Below are 18,887 nucleotides of genomic sequence, written 5' to 3'. Positions count from 1 at the left end.
GCCGACAGGTTGCTGGTCTTGTTACTTGGTGGTGTAACCGCCGTTCACGAGGATTGTCTGGCCCGTCATCCACCAGCCATCGGAGACAAGAAAACGGATATAAGGAACGATGTCCTCAATGTCGGTAAGTCCGGTCTTTGAGAAGGTGGAGAGCGCCGCCGCCGTTTTATGATAGGCTTGGGCCTCGGCGCTTTCCTGGCCGTAAAAGAACGGTGTGTCCATCGGTCCGGGCCCGATGGCCGTCACCGAAATCCCGCGCTCACCGAACTCTTTCGAGGCCGCACGCGTGAAGTGCTCGACAGGCGCCTTGGTGCCGGCATAGCTCGAGTAGAAGGGCGTGAACGCACCGAGCAGGGAGGTAACGAGTGTCACCAGCTTGCCGTTGTCGTTGAGATGCTTGCCGGCTTCCTTGATAAAGAAGAAAGCACTCTTGGCGTTGACGGCGCTCATCTCGTCATATTCGGCTTCGGAAATCTCAACAATCGGCTTTTTGAGTACCTTGCCGACCGTGTTGATTGCAATATCCGGTCTGCCGATAGCGGCGACAGCATCTGCGAAAAGCTTTTCGACAGCGCCTGCCGTCGTCATGTCGGCCTTGATGGCGACACAATCGGCGCCGGCTGTCTTGAGCGCCGCCACCGTTGCTTCAGCATCGGCTTTGGTCGCCGGACTGTTGTAGTGGATAGCGATCGCTTTCGCGCCCTGTGCTGCAAGATCGCGGGCGATCAGTCCGCCGAGATTTTTTGCCCCACCGGCGATGATAACAGTTTTGCCCTTGATGCTGTGATCGGTCATGAGGTGGCCTCCTTAGCCAACGTGCGACCACACCAACGGCCGCTTTCGTCGGGAAAAGATATCGTCTATAATTTCGGTATAAAGATTATCATTCTGACTTCACTTGTCAGAAAAGCAGTACAATAAGGATTCCCGTGTACCTTGGACCGCATTGATCTGTTCCGTATTTTCACCCGTGTCGTTGAATGTGCGAGCTTCACCCGTGCCGCCGACACGCTTGGCGTGCCGCGCTCCTCCGTTTCCGCCGCGGTTCAGGAGCTTGAAGGACGGGTTGGGGCGCGGCTGCTTCATCGCACCACCCGCAAGGTTTCGCCGACCCAGGACGGGACGGCTTTTTACGATCGTTGTCAACGTGTTATCGCCGATGTTGAGGAAACGGAAAATCTATTCCGACAGAGTGCAGCTCAACCATCGGGCAGGCTGCGCATTGATGTCCCCGGTCGGATTGGTCGCCTGATCATAGCGCCAGCGCTTCCGGAGTTCCTTGAGCGCTATCCACAGATTGACATCGACCTTGGAGTTACGGATCGTGCGGTGAATCTGGTGGAAGATAGCGTGGATTGTGTTGTCCGCGTCGGTCTCTTGAGCGATTCAGGCCTGATTGCTCGCCCAATCGGCAGATTGGCCCTGATCAATGTCGCAAGCCCCGCCTATCTGGCGAGACATGGAACCCCAAGGGAAATAAACGATCTCGACAAGCATTGGGCTGTCAACTACGCATCACCGTCGAGCGGTCGCGTTGAGGACTGGGAATGGCTGGAAGACGGAACCTTGCGCACCTTGCCGATGCGCGGGAGGGTCACCGTCAACAGCGCTGAGGCCTACATTGCCTGCTGTCTCGCCGGGCTCGGGGTGATCCAGATTCCGGCTTACGATGTGCGAAGCCATCTCGATGCCGGTGAACTCGTTGAGCTGATGCCTGACTATCGCGCCGAACCGATGCCAATGACGCTGCTCTATTCGCATAAGCAACATCTCTCACGCCGGCTGCATGTGTTTGCCGAGTGGCTTGAGACTTTGCTAAAGCGAGAACTCCTGGATAGCCGGGGCGCATCATAAGCCGATCAATGTTAACATTGGGGTTAAGCAATTCCTGATCATTGAACGGACGCCTTCTGTCTGCCAAAGGGCGGCTCTGCCAAGCAAGCTGCAAACCGTGGCGTTTGATAGCGGGAAAGCCAAAATGGCTTTCAGTCGAGTGTTCGCAAGTGCCCGAGAATCCGTATCCGTATTTCCTTGCCGCTGCGTATAAATCTTCGCGCAGTGTCGGGGAGGTGGGTAGCTGGAGATTGATAGCGAGATGATCGATCAATTGCGTTGGTGCAACTGGAACGGTAGATGCGGAACTCAATCTCGCGGTCAATGACTTAAAGATATAAACATCTCTTTATATTCTATTGACATTATGTGGCCGATGCAGGAAGATTGTAATGCCTAGGTTCTCCGGCTGTCGTGTTCGATACGCCGGAGCTAAGAGGGAAGTCCGTGCCCCGTCTCATTCGGGAAAGCCGGCGCTGCCCCCGCAACTGTAAGCGGCAAGCTGACGTCCAGATTGTCACTGGGGTTCTCCCTGGGAAGACGGACGAGAGCAATGACCCGCGAGCCAGGAGACCTGCCTTGGCAAAATAACGTCCACGGGCGGGGTGTCCCGGTGTGCCGTAGCGAAGACCGTCTAACGGTCTGTTTTGCTATGTGTCCGCTGACCCATGCCCCCAACTTATTGGGGTAAGCCATGTCTCAAACCGCAATTCCAGTCGCCGCCAGGGGCGGGCCGGTCGTCGATCGCCCGCGGATCACGATGCGTCACGACTTTACATTCCGCGTCAAGAGCCATCATTTCGATGAGAACTATCTCCCCTTGGACAGTACGCGTATCACGACGAATTTTGCCAATTTGGCCAGAGGAGAAAATCGCCAGGAGAACCTGCGCAACGCCTTGAGGATGATTGACAACCGTTTCAACGCGCTGGTGCATTGGGACAACCCAACAGGCGATCGCTATTCCGTTAAACTCGAGATTATTTCGGTGGAGATGGTCATTGATGCGGAAGGCAGCAAGAATACTTTCCCACTCATTGAAATATTGAGAGCGAATATCGTCGATCGGAAGACAAATGAACGCGTCGAAGGTATCGTTGGGAACAATTTCTCTTCTTACGTGCGTGATTATGACTTCAGCGTCGTGCTGCCCGAATACAATAATGGTCGCACCACATTCAGCATTCCGGATGACTTCGGGGACCTCCATGGAAAACTGTTCAAATGCTTCCTCAACTCGAATACTTACAAAGAGCAGTTTCGTAAGCCGCCAGTCATATGCCTGAGTGTCTCCAGCAGTAAAACATATCATCGTACTGGAAATCGCCATCCTGTATTGGGCGCAGAATATCAACAAAATGAACTGTCTTTGACGGATCAGTATTTCCAGAAAATGGGGTTAAAGGTACGCTTCTTCATGCCGCCGAACAGCGTTGCGCCGTTTGCCTTCTATTTTGTCGGCGATCTCCTCGGCGATTATACCAATCTTGAACTCATCAGCACGATCAGCACGATGGAAACCTTTCAGAAGATCTATAGACCCGAGATTTATAACGCCAATTCCGTGGCCGGGGCCTGTTATCAGCCAGATTTGAACCATCAGGACTATTCACTGACTCGCATTGTCTACGATCGCGAAGAGCGTAGCAGGCTTGCTGTTGAGCAGGGGAGGTTTGCTGAGGAGCACTTCATGAAGCCATATAAGACCGTTCTTGAAGAATGGTCTGCCAATTACTCCCTTTAGTAAGTCGATACATAAGGTCGCCCATCATGAAAAAACTGTTGCCCACATCTACCGCTGGTAGCTTGCCTAAACCTTCGTGGCTTGCACAACCTGAGAAACTCTGGTCCCCCTGGAGATTGCAGGATGAGCAGTTGATTGAAGGTAAACGGGATGCCCTGCGTCTGGCATTGGACGATCAGCGACAGGCAGGCATTCACATCGTCAGTGACGGCGAGCAAACACGCCAGCATTTTGTCACGACGTTTATCGAGCACCTTGACGGAGTTGACTTTGAAAAGCGTGAAACGGTCAGGATCCGCAATCGCTATGATGCGAGTGTGCCGACAGTCGTTGGTGCTGTATCGCGTCCAAAGCCGGTTTTTGTCGAAGACGCCCAGTTCTTACGTCAGCAGACCCGGCAGCCCATCAAATGGGCCTTGCCGGGGCCAATGACCATGATCGATACGCTCTATGATGCATATTATAAAAGTCGAGAGAAGCTGGCCTGGGAATTCGCCAAGGCCCTCAATGGCGAAGCGAGGGAACTGGAGGCTGCCGGTGTCGATATCATCCAGTTCGACGAACCGGCGTTTAACGTCTTCTTTGACGAGGTGAATGATTGGGGCGTCGAAACCCTCGAGAAGGCAATGGAGGGGCTTCGGTGCGAGACTGCCGTGCATATTTGCTATGGTTACGGCATCAAGGCCAATACAGATTGGAAAAAGACCCTGGGAACAGAGTGGCGGCAATATGAGGAAACATTCCCCAAGCTACAGAAATCGAGTGTCGATCTAATCTCGCTGGAATGCCATAACTCGCATGTTCCAATCGAACTTATCGAACTTGTTCGAGGCAAGAAGGTGATGGTGGGCGCCATCGACGTGGCAACCAACGCCGTGGAAACCCCGGAGGAAGTTGCCAACACTCTGCGGAAAGCCCTTAAGTTCGTCGATGCCGACAAGCTCTATCCTTGCACGAACTGCGGCATGGCACCCTTGTCTCGTCAAGTGGCGACTGGAAAGCTGCGGGCCTTGAGTGCAGGTGCGGAGATTATCAGAAGAGAGCTTTCGGCCTAGTGCTGGCTGAGCAACAGGTGGTCGCCATGACTATGGTGGAGCGTCGCTTCGAAATTGTTGATAGAGCCACGTTTCACAATGACGTGGCGCTCCTCGGCTCGACAGTCAAGGTTGCAGCGAAACTTCTCTTAACGGATTGCCGCCATCGATGAACAGCCTGCCCGTTGGTTTCAGTGCAGCCCTGATGCTCTTGATTGCAAGCCTGGTGACTTCTGGATGACGGCCATCCAGTGCACCGACGCGCATTGCGAACGCCATGTCGAAAAGTTCATCACGTGCTGAAAGCTTGAGATGTTCAATTGCCACCTGCCTAAACTCCAGGCGGCCTGATTCAATTTCTTGCTCTGATCCGGTGCGCGCCAGGCGTATCGCCTTTTCGGACCGATCTATGGCAAGCACGAAGCCGCTTCCAATGTTTCGACTGACCTCTCGTGCGGCAACACCTGGACCACATCCGATTTCGAGTATGCGAAGCCCCTCCTTCAACGGAAGGGCGTTCACAAAATCGGCGATCCTCGGCGAAACAGCAGCGGGCATTTAGGAGTATTACGTCAGATCTGCTTTCATCGCCACTCATTCTGGTAGATTGCCGCCTCTGGTGTCACAAAACTCCCAAACCCTGAAACACCTTTCGTTGCCGATTTGTGACGGGAGCAATTCTCAATCAGGAACTATCGCCTTCACGACGACAGCGTGAGCTTGCGCTACGACGAGCGCGCGATGTTGAATGCCTACCTAGTTGTTCCGCGAGGGGGAACATTTATAAAGGGTCGTTATTCAAGGAGCATGTCGAGCACACAGATTATCCCCCGATGGTAGTCTGTGTAGCTGGGCTGACGTCGAGGGCATGGTCAGGAAGACGGCTGACGTGTTTGGCTGAATTGACGCATTCGACAACAATGCGGGCATGTCGATTGCCTTGCTGGCCATCTCAAGGAAGCACATCCGAATTGTAGCCCGTGGTTAAATCTCACAGAGTGAGCAAAGGCTTTATTTCGTTTTGCTGGGCCGCAGACCATAAATGGATCCGATTGACAATATCCTGGGGAGCTGTCGGTAGCGCTTTGTTTGGAATTACTGCGACAGTGCCTTGAAAAACCAGGATCAGATTGTCTGACTGCAAGATTGCATGATGGTACATCGCCCAACTCAGTTCGATCGTATAGATTCGTGTGGCCTGTCTGAAGCCCGTTGGTCCAATTTTGACATGGAAGTGAGGAGAGAAGGCAAGCTCCTGTTCGATATTCCAGTGCGCTATGGTTTCACTATATTCGCGATTTGACTTTTTCGAGCCGATCCACAGGACAAGCCATACAGCAATTGCGACAAGAGGCGCAGGCGCTAGGATCCAATAATCAAGGCTGGCCCGTGCCCCGGGGATAAATGCCAACGTTACAGAACAAATGAGGCCGGCAACAACGGCGGACCAAAAGGAAAGGTTCGTTCTGATCCACCAGAAATGCCGATCCCACGACCGGTCGAACATCATCCGGTAATTTTGATAGGCCTGATGTTCAAAGCCCAGAACATAGTCCGGTATCTGATCCACGTTCGGCGCATAGGTGATAGTAATGCTACGATCGTCAGCCATTCTTACCGTTTCTCTATCTCGTTGGGGCAGTGGCACATTCGAACAAGAAGCACTTCTGAACTCGGCATTTCAAGGAAAGAGCAGGTTTCTGCAGAATGATCATTTTGCCACCTAAAGAGGATGTTTCGGGAGAACAATGTCAATCTGGTGCCGAAGCTCCCGATGCGCCGTAGTCTGACGAATGAACTTTGGGTGTGGGATCAACCTGATCCGGTAACTGAACAAAGCCGGCTTTGATACTCGAGCTGCGGTGGGGAACGGATTCAGTTTTTTGCTTCAAGGCGGACCCCGAGAACAGATTAGTTGCGGTTGAATCGAATGGAATCCAGCTGCCCGATCATCACTGCAAGTCCAAAACAAACTGATCCGAGTCCAAATGATATTGTCCCCAGTATCAATCGCTGCGTTGAAGGGGCGTCAATGATAAACAACAGACCAATCACGATCTGGATCACGGCGAGAGCAAAAACTACTATTTTCATTATCTGTCCGAACTGACTAATCTGGATGAAAACTGGAGCGGCTATGGTGCGCGCCGGATCTTGTGGCAAAATTACTTGACCACGGCAGCGCAGTCGAACTTGATGGCATCAATGTCACCCGAGGCAACATTGTATTCGCTAACCTGCAGAAAGGAACAGATGTAAATTTTCTCTTCATTCTGCAAAAATACATAGTTTCCCGTCGCCGATTTAATTTCATAACCCTGCTCAGCGAGATCCAGAATTGTGGGCTTTCTTTCCGCGTTCGCGCTAGCAGTGGTGGCAATTGCAATAATGAAGGCGGTGTAAAAAAGTTTCATTTTATTTTCGTGCCTGGATTGGACTGTGCGATTGATTGGGGTGAATCCACACAATACTTATGGCGAAGCCGTGTTCAACTGAAAGTTGGTTCCTGTTTGGCGCAGATCGTATCCACGATTTCCGTGTCGCAAACTTTCACAATGCATAATGTTTGATTCTGCTCTCCTGTATGTTGAGTATCTGGTTTGTCAGAATAAAAATGTCTTTTCAAATCGAAGTGCCGGCCGTCACAAGAAGGATAAGTTCGAGCGGGCGGGCGATTTGCGCTCCGACTGTCCTCAGGCCGGATTTACGCACGTCACACGGTTGAGGCCGGGGCACCGTTGCGTGCTGATGCCAGAAGGGTCGTAGGTCTATTGCCCGTTTCCTCACCCGTTGCCTTCGGTCTAACCGATAGAGTTTCGTTCTTTTCTACGTCGTCGTGCACATCTTCGCATTGATGAGGGAATGGTCTGCTCGCGGAGTTCTAAAAGTCCGTTTTATCGCTTTTCCTGTATAGAGCTCAGCAACCCTTGTAGAAAACTATTCGTACAAAGCTGCAATATCAGATGGTTTCCCTTCCATCCGTATTTGGAAACCATCTGATGCAGGTTTTTCATCGCGTCACATCTGCGGTCGGGATAGCGGATCCGGCTTGCCAATGTTCTGCGTGATTGCTTCGACAACCGGTAAATCCGGTGCCGACACGCTTTGTCCGTCCAGTATCCTGCGGGCGCGATCCTTATCAATATCGCCTACCCAGGATGCGATGACGACGGTTGCCACGCAATTGCCGATATAGTTGCCGAGTGCGCGCGCAATGCCCATGAACCAATCCACCGAGAGTACAAGGACCAGCCCTATGGCAGGGATGCTGGGGATGGCTGCCAGCGTCGCGGCAAGAATGACAATCGCCGAACCCGGCACGCCATGAGCACCTTTGGACGTTACCAAAGCAACACCGAGAATTGCCAGGAGATCGCCGAACGCAAGTGGGGTATTCGTGGCTTGGGCTATGAATACGGCGGCAAGTGTCAATTATATCGAGAATGCGTCAAGGTTGAACGAATACCCGGTTGGGATGACGAGGCCGACTGTGGAGTCTTTTATACCCAGATGTTCAAGTTTGCGCATGGTCTGGGGCAAGACTGCATCGCTCGAGGCTGTACCCGCAACAATACTGACTTCAGTGCGCAAATAGCGCAGCAGCTTCACGATGCTGAAACCGGCAGCCCTCAGTATGGAACCGAGTACGATGGCGACGAAAAGCGCAATTGTCAGGTAGAACAAAACCACCAGGTAGCCCAGTTGCGCCAATGATCCGATGCCGTACCTGCCGACTGTGTAGGCTATGGCGCCAAATACGCCAAACGGTGCCAGGCGAACGATAAATGCCATGATTTTGAAGACGACTTCGCCAGCCATCTCGATGATATGGAGAAGCGGCCTGGCGCGCTCGCCAACTTGTGCAAGTGCGCAACCAAAGAGGATAGCAACCAGAAGTACCTGCAGGATGTCACCCTGGACGAAACCACTCACAATCGTGGTGGGTATGAGCTTCATCAGGAACTCTACCGTGCCGCCGCTGGAGACATCGTGTGCCTTTTCCACATAGGTGGAAAGGGCGGACGCATCGAGCTTGCTGACATCGATGTTCATGCCGTGGCCCGGACCAAAGACATATGCAACAACGATGCCGAGCGCGAGCGCGATTGTGGTGACGACCTCGAAATAGATAAGAGCCCGGACGCCGACGCGCCCAACCTTGGTGAGGCTGCCAGCGCCAGCAATTCCATGTACAACCACACAAAAGACAATCGCTGGAACCAGTATCTTGATCAGTTTGATAAAACCATCGCCGAGCGGTTTCATTTGCATCGCCATGTCAGGTATGAAGAAGCCAGCGGTGACACCGAGAACAAGTGCTATGCACACCTGTCCGAGCAAGGACTTTGACCAATTCGGCATTTAAGTTCCTCCCAATCAAGAAGGGGGAATGATTTTCGCGAAAGCCTGCGAACAACGGCCTCCACGATAGCGTCGCCTTAACCGGCTGGTTTGAATTGACTTGTTATTCAAGCGTCATGACCGAAGCCCGACATGCCCACTTCAAACGCCACCGATTTCCTGCCGAGATCATCGCACATGCGGTGTGGCTCCATTATCGGTTCCCGTTGAGCCTGCGCGACGTGGAATATCTGTTGGCGGAGCGCGGCATCATCGTCACGTTTCAGACCGTCGCCGAGTGGGCGGCGAAATTCGGCTTGAAGTTCGCTCATCAATTCCGCCGCCGCTCACGAGGCCACTTTGCCGACAAGTGGCAGCTCGATGAGATGGTGGTGACGATCAAGGGAAAGAAATACTGGCTGTGGCGCGCCGTAGATGCCAACGGTTACGTCCTCGATGCCCTGCTGCAAAGCCGAAGGAGCAAGGTAGCAGCGCTTCGTTTGATGAGAAAACTGCTCAAGGGCCAGGGGACCACCCCGCGTGATGGTAACCGATAAGCTGCGTTCCTATTCGGCCGCGAAGGCCGAGTTGATGCCTGGCGTCGAACATCGCTCGCACAAGAGATTGAACAATCGAGCTGAGAATTCGCATCTACCAGTACGACGACGAGAGCAACGTATGATGCGCTTCAAGTCCGCGCGACAATGTCAACGCTTCGTCTCAACTCACGGCCAGACCGCCAATCTGTTTCTCCTTCACCGCAAATGCTTGACCGCCGACGAACACCGCCAACTCCGCGCAATCGCCGTCACTACCTGGCGTGAAATCGCATTGTCGACTGCGCTCTGAAATTCGCCCTTCAAGAACTCACGACGTCCGCAATCGGTTAAGGCGACGCCACCCTCGTAGGTTCTTCAGTCCCTGAAAAAGCCCGCAGTCAATGAGAATGTTATTCGCATTGAATGAGAGCAAGAATTTTGAACCGGTCACAGTTCCGGCTCCCCCCAGAAACTTCAGCTTCAGCACAGTTTGTCTTCCTTCTTCAAGGGCCAGAGGATTTAATCATTCGATACGGCTTTCGTGGGCGGTTTTGAGAACGCCTGGTTCATCTGGTGTAAGGCCATTTCCAATCCCTGATTTCCGGCATGTCCTCGCCATGATCGCAAACGTATTTCTTATGCAATGTCAGTTTTTCCTCGAAGTTGGCAATCAGAGGTAGCGCTACCTCGTTGTTTAATGGCAAACGCCTTATCGCCTCAATCGCCAGATGAAAGCGGTCCAGTTCGTTGAGAACCGCCATATCGAAAGGCGTTGTCGTTGTCCCCTTTTCGATGAAGCCTCGCACGTGGAAGTTAGGGTGGTTGGCGCGCTTATAAATGAGCCTGTGAATGAGATAAGGATAGCCGTGATAAGCGAAGATGACCGGACGGTGGGTTGTGAACATCAGGTCAAAATCTTCATCAGAAATACCGTGCGAATGATGCTGCGGTGACTGTAAAACCATCAGGTCCACGACATTGACAACGCGGATGCGCAGGTGCGGTAGAGACTGACGCAGTAGATCAACCGCAGCAAGGGTTTCCATGGTCGGGACATCGCCCGCGCAAGTCATCAGTATGTCTGGTTCCAGACCGTCTTCCGTCCCGGCCCAGTCCCATATGCCCAGACCCGCTTCGCAATGGCGTATGGCGTCCTCCATTGCGAGCCATTGTAGTTCTGGCTGCTTCCCCGCCACTATCACGTTCACTCGGTTCCAGGTTTTCAGGCAATGATCGCCAACCCACAGCAACGTGTTGGCGTCCGGTGGAAAATAAACTCGAACCACGTCTGCACTTTTGTTGGCGACGAGATCAACAAAGCCTGGGTCTTGATGAGAGAAACCGTTGTGATCCTGACGCCACACATGAGACGTCAAGAGATAATTGAGTGACGATACAGGCTTTCGCCATTCCAATTTTTGCGCAACCTGCAACCATTTCGCATGTTGATTGAACATCGCATCAACGATGTGGATGAAAGCTTCATAGCAAGAGAAGAACCCGTGCCTTCCGGTCAGCAAATAGCCTTCGAGCCAACCTTGGCACAAGTTCTCGCTTAATACTTCCAATACCCGCCCGTCTGACGACAGATGATCATCTGTATCAAGCGTTTCAGCCATCCATACACGGTCGCTAACGTCGAAAACAGCGCCGAGACGGTTGGAAGCTGTCTCGTCTGGACCAAATATGCGAAAGTTCTTCTCATGTTCGTTCAGCATTAGAACGTCACGGAGATATTCACCAAAAATTCTTGTTGATTGTGCCTCTTTCACGCCAGGTTGATCCATAGACACAGCATATTTACGGATATCGGGTGTGTGAAGTTCGGTGCGCAGCAATCCTCCATTGGCATGTGGATTGGCAGCCATGCGTAACTCGCCTTTTGGAGCGAGCTCACGTAATTCGGGTTTCAATGTACCCATTTCGTCAAACAAGTCCTCCGGACTGTAGCTATTTAGCCAGTTTTCGAGGATCTTTCTGTGTCCGCTGTTTTCCCGGCAGTTCGCAACAGGCACCTGATGCGAACGCCAGTAATTCTCTACAATTTGACCGTCGACTGTTTTGGGACCCGTCCAGCCTTTCGGGCTTCGCAGGATGATCATGGGCCAGAACGGACGTTCTGGTGATTTAACATCGGCATTCTTCTTGATTGTAGCAATACGTTCGAAGACCGCGTCAAGTGTTTGCGCCATTTTCTGATGCATTGCTTCCGGCTCGCTGCCCTCGACGAAGAACGGTTCGTAGCCATAACCGATGAACAAGTTCGTTAGGTCATTATCTGCTAGTCTCGCGAGTATAGTAGGGTTCGCTATTTTGTAGCCATTGAGGTGCAGGATCGGCAGGACTGCGCCATCGCGGGAGGGATTGAGAAACTTGTTTGAATGCCATGAAGCGGCAAGCGTTGCTGTTTCTGCTTCGCCATCGCCTACGACACAAGCAACCACCAGATTTGGGTTGTCGAAAGCGGCGCCATAGGCATGCACGAGGGAGTATCCAAGTTCTCCGCCTTCATGAATTGAACCTGGTGTTTCAGGCGCGACGTGGCTTGGTATGCCGCCAGGAAATGAAAACTGGCGAAATAACTTGCCCATGCCTGCTTCGTCCTGACTTATTGCGGGGTATATCTCCGAGTACACTCCTTCGAGATAGGTGTTCGCCACAATGCCCGGACCGCCGTGACCGGGGCCGCATATGTAGATTACATTGGCAGCCTGTTGCTTGATAATGCGATTAAGATGAGCATAAATGAAATTGAGGCCAGGCGTCGTACCCCAATGACCGAGCAATCTGGGCTTAATATGTTCCGGTTCAAGCGGTTTGCGCAGGAGCGGATTGTCCATGAGGTAAATCTGCCCTACCGATAGATAGTTGGCCGCGCGCCAATATCGATCAATTAGCGAAAGCTCCTCGGAATTAAGAGGACCAAGAGGTGATGCCCTGCTCATGCTTCGTCTCCTTCACTGATTTACGCAGTCATGTCAGTTATGGTTTAAGCGGCGCTGTTCTCAAGAACCTGAAGTGTTTCCAAGGCGATGATACGTTCTTCGTCGGTAGGAAGTACAAATGCAGCCGTACGGCTCGAGTTGGTGGTGATCCGGAACGTATTTCGATTGTTGGCACTAATATTGAGATCTATCCCTAGCCAAGAGAGGCGTAGGCAAACCGCAGCGCGAATCTCTGGCTGGTTCTCCCCAATTCCGGCAGTGAAAATGAGTGCGTCGAGACCGCCAAGAGTGGAAACAAGACGGGCAATTTCACCAGCTATACGCAGAGTGAATACTTCAAGAGCCTCACGGGCATGGGGTGCGTTGCTTTCAAGGAGATCGCGCGTATCACCGCTTATTCCGGAGAGTCCGAGAAGGCCCGAGCGATGATAGAGCAAATCTGATAGCGCATCTGGAAACATGTTCTCTTGTTGCAGAAAATAAAGAAGCAAGCCCGGATCGAGTGCTCCGCAGCGGGTTGCCATCGGAATACCGTCCAGTGTCGAGAAGCTCATGCTTGTATCGATGCTTTTGCCCCCCTTGATGGCGCAAAGACTGGCTCCGCTGCCTAAATGTGCGACTACGATCCTTCCGACAGCAAGCTTTGGCTGCTTCTGGGAAAAACTGCCGATTATCGACTTATAGGAGAGGCCATGAAAGCCATATCGCTTTAAGCCACGCTCGTGGAATTCACGTGGAAGCGCGAAGCGGCGAATGACTTCCGGGATAGTTTGATGAAACGCAGTATCAAAGGATACGGTTTGCTTGACGTGCGGAAAGAGCTTTTGGATGCCTCTGATTAAAGCGACGCTTTTCGCTTGGTGCAACGGAGCAAAACTTGACAATCTTTCAATTGCGTTGATGTGCTTATCATCGACCAAGATTGGCTGGATGAATTGGTCACCGCCGAAAACCACCCGGTGGCCAACTGCCAGCATACGGGAGAGATTTGTATGCGTCGAGAGCCTCGAGAAAAGTTCTTCAACGATCACAGCGATCTCATCTGCACCAGATGTATCTAATACGATATCTAGGTTGCAAAGTTCTCCCCGTAAGCGAAAGGTTAAGGGTGAGCCGTTCAGATCGATCCCACCTCGGGAGAATTTTACGATCTGTTCCCCATCATACGCGAAAAAACCGAGTTTCACGCTGGACGAACCGGCATTGAAAGTAATCAGCTGCTTGTCCAAGCCGCATTTCCTTTGCTTCAGATCGACTACACTAGAGCGCGTTTCGATCTGATTGGATCAGATCGGCGCTCTAATCATTTGTTTTTACGCGCATCTTTTCCGAAAACCGTTTCACACTTTTCGGGATGCGCTCTAGCACAATGCTATTTAGATTATTGGTCTCACGCTGCGTTTAAAGAATTTTAGCCCGAAATTTTTGCCGACAGCATAGACAATAACAGCTGCAAAATTGCGTCGCATTGTTTGAGATCAAATTAAATCAGAGTTTTTGATCTCAGGAGCGATATGCACAGTCAGGCATGCACGTGCCATCGCTTTCAATCGTGTGTGCGTTGCCGTCTTTTGTGCGGATATACTGCAATAAAGCGGTGTTTCTGTGAGTTGATCGCTTCGTTCACGCTTAAGATCGAGCTCAACGGCCCGCGGATCCTTCGAAAAACGGATCTCCCTTGAATATTGTTGCCGGAACTAGGCGCAAAAGTATACCTTGAATAGGATGCATTCGCGATAGTTTTTTCTTAAAGCGAAGCGGGCTTTGACGTCTGTATTCTGGTCGAACTGATATTCGAAAAATACCCGAATTGGTTCTAGACTGATCTAGGGGCGGGCTAATGGCACTTGGCAAAGGAAGCATGAAGAAGTATCAAACAGGGATTCGGTTTGAGTTTCTTTGGTCACGCCTAAAACAGCACCCCCTGTCGCGTGTGGGGCCGGGCCTGATTACTGGCGTGGCGGACGATGATCCCAGTGGAATTGCAACCTATTCTCAGGCTGGTGCTCAGTTTGGTTTCAATATGCTGTGGACCATGCCTGTTGCCTTCCCGCTGATGGCGGCAATGCAATCTATGTGCGGTCGCATTGGTCGCGTCACAGGAAAGGGTTTGGCCGCCAATATCAAGCAAACGTATCCGCCAATTGTTGTCAGAAGCGTTGTCTTGTTGCTGTTAATCGCCAACGTACTTAATATAGCCGCTGATGTCGCAGCGATGGGTGAAGTTGCCGAACTGGTCAGTGGTGTCGACCGCCATCTGATGACAGCCTTGTTTGTAGTTGCGACGCTTTTGCTTCAAGTATTCATCCCGTATCATCGCTATGTCTATTTCCTCAAGTGGCTCACACTCTCCTTACTGGCGTATGCCGGTGTTTTATTCGCTGTGCACGTTCCGTGGGCGGAAGTGGCGCGGCGCACGATGTGGCCGACATTTGCCGTGGATTCTAATCCCGCTGCCATGATCATCGGTGTTTTCGGCACTACGATCAGTCCTTATCTTTTTTTCTGGCAAGCTTCAGAGGAAGTAGAAGAAATGCATGGAAGAAACAATGAAGCTCCCCTTTCAAGGGATGCGGCCGCCGCCCCTAGGGAGCTTCAGCGCATACGCTGGGATACTTGGAGTGGTATGCTATATTCCAACGTCACGGCCTTCTTTATTATACTGGCTACCGCGGTCACATTGAACGTACAGGGCATAACAAGTATTGAAACCGCTGCCCAAGCAGCCTCTGCGCTTAAGCCGCTGGCGGGCAATTTTGCTTATATTTTGTTCGCACTTGGCATTCTTGGTGTCGGTCTCATTGGCGTGCCTGTTCTGGCCGGGGCCGGTGCGTACGCATTATCTGAAGCTCTGGGCTGGAAATCCGGTCTTGAACTCAAAGCAACTGACGCACGGGGCTTTTATGGCATTATCACAGTTAGTATTTTGCTCGGGCTTGTGATTCAATATTCCCCCATAAGTCCCATGAAGGCCTTATTTTGGAGTGCGGTAATAAACGGGGTCGTGGCCGTTCCTTTGATGGTGGTGGTGATTCTGCTTGCTTCAAACAAATCTGTGATGGGTGCTTACCGAATTGGATTACCGCTTTTAACACTCGGCTGGATTGCCACCCTGGTAATGGGCGCCGCCGCAGTGGCAATGTTCATGCCTTGATGGTCTTTTAAATCCAACATCGTTGCGAAGCGGAGACACTATGATTTCTTTGTTTTCATTCAAGGGTCGGATTGGGCGGCTTCCTTACGATTACAATCCCTCTCGCCTTCGTTTTCCTGAACTGGGTTGCTTGGTGGTTCTTTGCTACGACCCGCTCTGATACATATGGCCCAGTACATATTCAGAGGATGAGTTCGTTCGGTTGGATTGTCTGCGCGTGGCCGTATTTCGCGGCAGGTGTAAAACGTTGTTATGATGGTGGGAAGTCCGGGATATGGTATGTAATCTGGACCGCGGGGTGCTTGAGTGGTTGGATATCGAGCATTTATTTTCAATCGAGGTACGCAGGATTCGCCGGCAATGATCGCACTATGGACGATCATTGAGATGGAACTCCTGAAAGGAGATCCAATGAAAACAGATTTGGTCAGCCTGCTATAGAAATTGGAGAGGGAAGTTTTTGAGGCCCTTTCGGTGGGCACAAAGCGCACACGCTGAACCTCACTATCTCCGTCGAATAGGTGCGAAGAACGTACGAAATGCGTTCTGCACGCTGCGTCATCGCCGCCTTATCCACTTCTGTTAAGAGAACTGGTTTTCTTCGGACCGAGCCCGCTGATCACGGTTTCGCACATACAATTCTAGATGCACACCCAGTGACTATTTAGCGTTTGCCTGATCACCAACCCAAACTCCACAATAAATAGCAATGGCGAGTTCGATTCTTATTCTGCTGGACGCGTCCGTGGGATGATTATGCTCATATAAATATTGATGCATCGCGATGATGGTTCAGAATATGGCTTGAATGGATATGTATAGATAGCTGCAACAAAAAATTGTGCTAAACTCGTGCATAGAGGAGAAATTCGGCTTGTGAGCGTCATGAGATATATCATCGATAAGCCGACTTTCTTGAGGAGGTTCTAGTGAGTGCACCGCCAGGATTGATATTCGGTCCCAAAAGGGATGGAGGATACCCAGGCAGAGAGATAGACTGCCAAGAGTCTATTTCTGCCCGATTAGTCGAACTCATTGATATCGCTACAAACGCAGGTTGGACGGCTCTCGAAGTGACGCGGGCAATTCGTAATCTCTCGGATGATTTGTTGCTTGGACTGGAGAATGAGTTGCCCGAAAATTAGCCCGGACGTTCGACAACGATTTGACGCTTTGATTGTGGCAATGTGTCGTCCGATTTGATTGAATTCCCTAAAATCGCTCCGCAATTATGCGTCTCATATCTTGCATGCATCAAGATGTAGAGAAAGATCGGAAGTATCTTTTCAGTTTTTCTGTCCAAACGACAACGCAGCGTTACCCGACGTGACCGGTGTCGCAACTTTTTATCTCTGTTCAGATCGAGACCACTTTTTGAACGGGAGCCAACGCATTGAAGGTAACCGGTGTCACACCCGCACCTTGACGCCGCAGCCTATTTTTTGTGGCGAGCGGGTTCAGACTGAGACGTAATTGCAAAACTGGACTGCGTGAGCTACTTAGCGTCATCCACAAGGACCCGGTGAAACTCCGGGTGGCTCTTCTGGCCGCCGATCCGCCAGACAACACAGCAACGCAACCTATTCCATTTTCGAGGACCGAGTTTCCCTCGGCCCGTTGCCTCAACTGTGAAAAATCTCCCATGCGAACTCTTTCAAACTACCGTCAGGAGTGGTTCTCCAACATCCGTGGCGACGTGCTTTCGGGTATCGTCGTCGCTCTCGCGCTTATCCCGGAAGCGATAGGCTTCTCGGTGATTGCGGGTGTCGATCCCAAGGTGGGGCTCTATGCCTCCTTCGCAATTGCCTGCGTGGCCGCCTTTGTGGGCGGTCGGCCGGGCATGATCTCTGCCGCCACGGCTGCGACCGCTGTCGTCATGATCTCGTTGGTCAAAGAGCACGGTCTTCAGTATCTGTTCGCGGCCACTATTCTGATGGGCGTCATCCAGATCGTCGCGGGATGGCTGAGGCTCGGCCGCGTAATGCGCTTCGTCTCCCGCTCGGTTATCACGGGCTTCGTCAACGCACTTGCGATCCTGATCTTCATGGCCCAGTTGCCCGAACTCATAGGGGTCCCGACGCTTACCTACGTGATGATCGCAGGCGGCCTCGCCATCATCTATCTCTTTCCATACGTGACCAAGGCGATTCCATCGCCGCTCGTGGCCATCGTGGTCCTCACGGCCATGGCGTGGTGGTTTGGCATCGACCTGCGCACCGTCGGCGACCTCGGTGAGCTACCGTCTTCTATCCCATTCCTGATGCTTCCGCAGGTTCCGTTGACCTGGGAGACGCTGCAGATCATCTTCCCATACTCGGTGACGCTTGCTGCTGTCGGCCTGCTCGAATCGCTACTTACCGCGCAGATCGTCGACGACATGACGGACACGCCGAGCAACAAGAGTCAGGAATGCGTTGGACAGGGCGCGGGGAACATCGCCTCGGCACTGATCGGCGGCATGGGCGGATGCGCCATGATCGGACAGTCGGTCATCAACGTAACATCTGGCGGTCGAGGACGGCTTTCAACGTTCGTCGCGGGTGCTTTCCTGTTGTTCCTGATCGTCGTCCTTAACGACCTCGTCCAGATCATCCCCATGGCTGCGCTTGTTGCGGTTATGATTATGGTTTCCATTGGCACTTTCTCCTGGCGGTCGATCCTCGACCTGAGACGCCATCCGCTTCCGTCATCCGTCGTCATGCTGGCGACGGTCATCACTGTCGTCGCAACGCATGATTTGGCGAAAGGCGTGATCGTTGGCGTCCTTCTGTCCGGCATCTTTTTTGCTGGTAAGGTAGCCCGTCTGTTCAGGGTCACGCGCGTGGAGGATGCCGAACAAAACAGTGTCACCTATGCAGTGGTGGGGCAGGTCTTCTTTGCGTCGGCGGAAGCCTTTATCCATGCGTTCGACTTCACGGATAAGGGTAAGCGGATCATCATCGATCTGACAAAGGCCCATCTCTGGGACATCACCGCAATTGGCGCGTTGGACAAGATCGTATTGAAGTTCCGTCAGGCAGGCGACGAGGTCGAAGTCCTCGGCTTCAACGAAGCGAGTGCTGATATGATTGACCGCTTCGCACTGCACGACAAGGATGAGCGGCTTGCGGCAAGCGCCTCACTGCACTGAACAACGTGGCTGCGTACATTCGTGCGTAGCCATCTGCCCCGGAGTTGTGTTGCAACGACGCCTTGCTTTTGCGCACCACGTGAACCAGTTTGATGCCGCTAGGCGAGACCCCGATCAACCGTTCCAGCCTGCTTGTACCTCATCAACACAGTCATGACGTCAGGAAC

Annotated in this window: 11 protein-coding genes, 2 pseudogenes, 1 riboswitch and 1 other annotated feature; of the genes and pseudogenes, 6 read left to right on the top strand and 7 right to left on the bottom strand. The window is 52.2% G+C overall.

Features of this window, described 5'->3' with window-relative positions; genetic code table 11:
* Positions 1 to 21: 21 nt before the first annotated feature.
* A complete protein-coding gene (locus LJ361_RS10525; protein WP_094515218.1) occupies positions 22 to 795 on the bottom strand; it encodes an SDR family oxidoreductase in 774 nt (257 codons plus the stop codon).
* Between the two features lie 141 nt (positions 796 to 936).
* Here LJ361_RS10525 and LJ361_RS10520 point away from each other — a divergent pair, with 141 nt between their 5' ends.
* The 3 genes from LJ361_RS10520 (at position 937) to LJ361_RS10510 (ending at position 4,632) form a co-directional block, all read left to right on the top strand.
* Complete coding sequence (locus LJ361_RS10520; RefSeq protein WP_010660407.1) at positions 937 to 1,854, top strand: LysR family transcriptional regulator; 918 nt, start codon at positions 937 to 939, stop codon at positions 1,852 to 1,854.
* 360 nt (positions 1,855 to 2,214) lie between these two features.
* Positions 2,215 to 2,430, top strand: a riboswitch (cobalamin riboswitch).
* A gap of 163 nt (positions 2,431 to 2,593) precedes the next feature.
* A complete protein-coding gene (locus LJ361_RS10515; RefSeq protein WP_094515267.1) occupies positions 2,594 to 3,577 on the top strand; it encodes a DUF1852 domain-containing protein in 984 nt (327 codons plus the stop codon).
* A 26-nt stretch (positions 3,578 to 3,603) separates the two neighbouring features.
* The gene (locus LJ361_RS10510) at positions 3,604 to 4,632 is read left to right on the top strand and encodes a methionine synthase (RefSeq protein WP_151614774.1); all 1,029 of its coding nucleotides are present in this window, start codon (positions 3,604 to 3,606) and stop codon (positions 4,630 to 4,632) included.
* 105 nt (positions 4,633 to 4,737) lie between these two features.
* Here the strand turns inward: LJ361_RS10510 and LJ361_RS10505 are convergent, their stop codons facing one another.
* From LJ361_RS10505 to LJ361_RS10490, 4 genes and pseudogenes are all read right to left on the bottom strand, one after another.
* Positions 4,738 to 5,169: a class I SAM-dependent methyltransferase gene (locus LJ361_RS10505; RefSeq protein WP_010660404.1), complete on the bottom strand. Its 432-nt coding sequence runs from the start codon at positions 5,167 to 5,169 to the stop codon at positions 4,738 to 4,740.
* Between the two features lie 433 nt (positions 5,170 to 5,602).
* Positions 5,603 to 6,223: a hypothetical protein gene (locus tag LJ361_RS10500; RefSeq protein WP_029928543.1), complete on the bottom strand. Its 621-nt coding sequence runs from the start codon at positions 6,221 to 6,223 to the stop codon at positions 5,603 to 5,605.
* A 553-nt stretch (positions 6,224 to 6,776) separates the two neighbouring features.
* A complete protein-coding gene (locus LJ361_RS10495) occupies positions 6,777 to 7,025 on the bottom strand; it encodes a hypothetical protein (RefSeq protein WP_010660401.1) in 249 nt (82 codons plus the stop codon).
* 604 nt (positions 7,026 to 7,629) lie between these two features.
* Positions 7,630 to 8,973: pseudogene (locus tag LJ361_RS10490) on the bottom strand (C4-dicarboxylate transporter DctA).
* Between the two features lie 116 nt (positions 8,974 to 9,089).
* Here LJ361_RS10490 and LJ361_RS10485 point away from each other — a divergent pair.
* Positions 9,090 to 9,801 (top strand): annotated as a pseudogene (locus LJ361_RS10485) (IS6 family transposase).
* Between the two features lie 256 nt (positions 9,802 to 10,057).
* On the opposite strand, the gene LJ361_RS10480 reads toward LJ361_RS10485, so the two are convergent.
* Positions 10,058 to 12,436, bottom strand: a complete 2,379-nt coding sequence (locus LJ361_RS10480; protein WP_094515219.1) for a phosphoketolase — start codon at positions 12,434 to 12,436, stop codon at positions 10,058 to 10,060.
* Between the two features lie 44 nt (positions 12,437 to 12,480).
* Positions 12,481 to 13,665: an acetate/propionate family kinase gene (locus tag LJ361_RS10475; protein WP_151614775.1), complete on the bottom strand. Its 1,185-nt coding sequence runs from the start codon at positions 13,663 to 13,665 to the stop codon at positions 12,481 to 12,483.
* A 611-nt stretch (positions 13,666 to 14,276) separates the two neighbouring features.
* On the opposite strand from LJ361_RS10475, the gene LJ361_RS10470 reads away from it, so the two are divergent.
* Together LJ361_RS10470 and LJ361_RS10465 are read left to right on the top strand one after the other, a co-directional pair.
* Complete coding sequence (locus LJ361_RS10470; RefSeq protein ID WP_209418709.1) at positions 14,277 to 15,590, top strand: NRAMP family divalent metal transporter; 1,314 nt, start codon at positions 14,277 to 14,279, stop codon at positions 15,588 to 15,590.
* 1,512 nt (positions 15,591 to 17,102) lie between these two features.
* Positions 17,103 to 17,158, top strand: a sequence feature (sul1 is cis-regulatory element that is thought to sense ions involved in sulfur or methionine metabolism; They are found in Alphaproteobacteria).
* A 74-nt stretch (positions 17,159 to 17,232) separates the two neighbouring features.
* On the top strand, positions 17,233 to 18,720 hold the full coding sequence (locus tag LJ361_RS10465) for a SulP family inorganic anion transporter (RefSeq protein WP_029928529.1): 1,488 nt from the start codon (positions 17,233 to 17,235) through the stop codon (positions 18,718 to 18,720).
* Positions 18,721 to 18,887 lie beyond the last annotated feature (167 nt).

This window comes from Brucella sp. JSBI001, assembly GCF_026014005.1.
In the GTDB taxonomy this organism is placed as follows: domain Bacteria; phylum Pseudomonadota; class Alphaproteobacteria; order Rhizobiales; family Rhizobiaceae; genus Brucella; species Brucella anthropi.
The sequence above is the reverse complement of the archived record's forward strand: the minus strand, read 5'-3'. Positions and strand labels throughout refer to the sequence as shown.

What these genes read in the sequence shown, in the direction of transcription:
- LJ361_RS10525 (WP_094515218.1), bottom strand. Translation starts at nt 795, where the DNA reads ATGACCGATCACAGCATCAAGGGCAAAACTGTTATCATCGCCGGTGGG.
- LJ361_RS10515 (WP_094515267.1), top strand. Translation starts at nt 2,594, where the DNA reads ATGCGTCACGACTTTACATTCCGCGTCAAGAGCCATCATTTCGATGAG.
- LJ361_RS10510 (WP_151614774.1), top strand. Translation starts at nt 3,604, where the DNA reads ATGAAAAAACTGTTGCCCACATCTACCGCTGGTAGCTTGCCTAAACCT.
- LJ361_RS10505 (WP_010660404.1), bottom strand. Translation starts at nt 5,169, where the DNA reads ATGCCCGCTGCTGTTTCGCCGAGGATCGCCGATTTTGTGAACGCCCTT.
- LJ361_RS10500 (WP_029928543.1), bottom strand. Translation starts at nt 6,223, where the DNA reads ATGGCTGACGATCGTAGCATTACTATCACCTATGCGCCGAACGTGGAT.
- LJ361_RS10495 (WP_010660401.1), bottom strand. Translation starts at nt 7,025, where the DNA reads ATGAAACTTTTTTACACCGCCTTCATTATTGCAATTGCCACCACTGCT.
- LJ361_RS10480 (WP_094515219.1), bottom strand. Translation starts at nt 12,436, where the DNA reads ATGAGCAGGGCATCACCTCTTGGTCCTCTTAATTCCGAGGAGCTTTCG.
- LJ361_RS10470 (WP_209418709.1), top strand. Translation starts at nt 14,277, where the DNA reads ATGGCACTTGGCAAAGGAAGCATGAAGAAGTATCAAACAGGGATTCGG.
- LJ361_RS10465 (WP_029928529.1), top strand. Translation starts at nt 17,233, where the DNA reads ATGCGAACTCTTTCAAACTACCGTCAGGAGTGGTTCTCCAACATCCGT.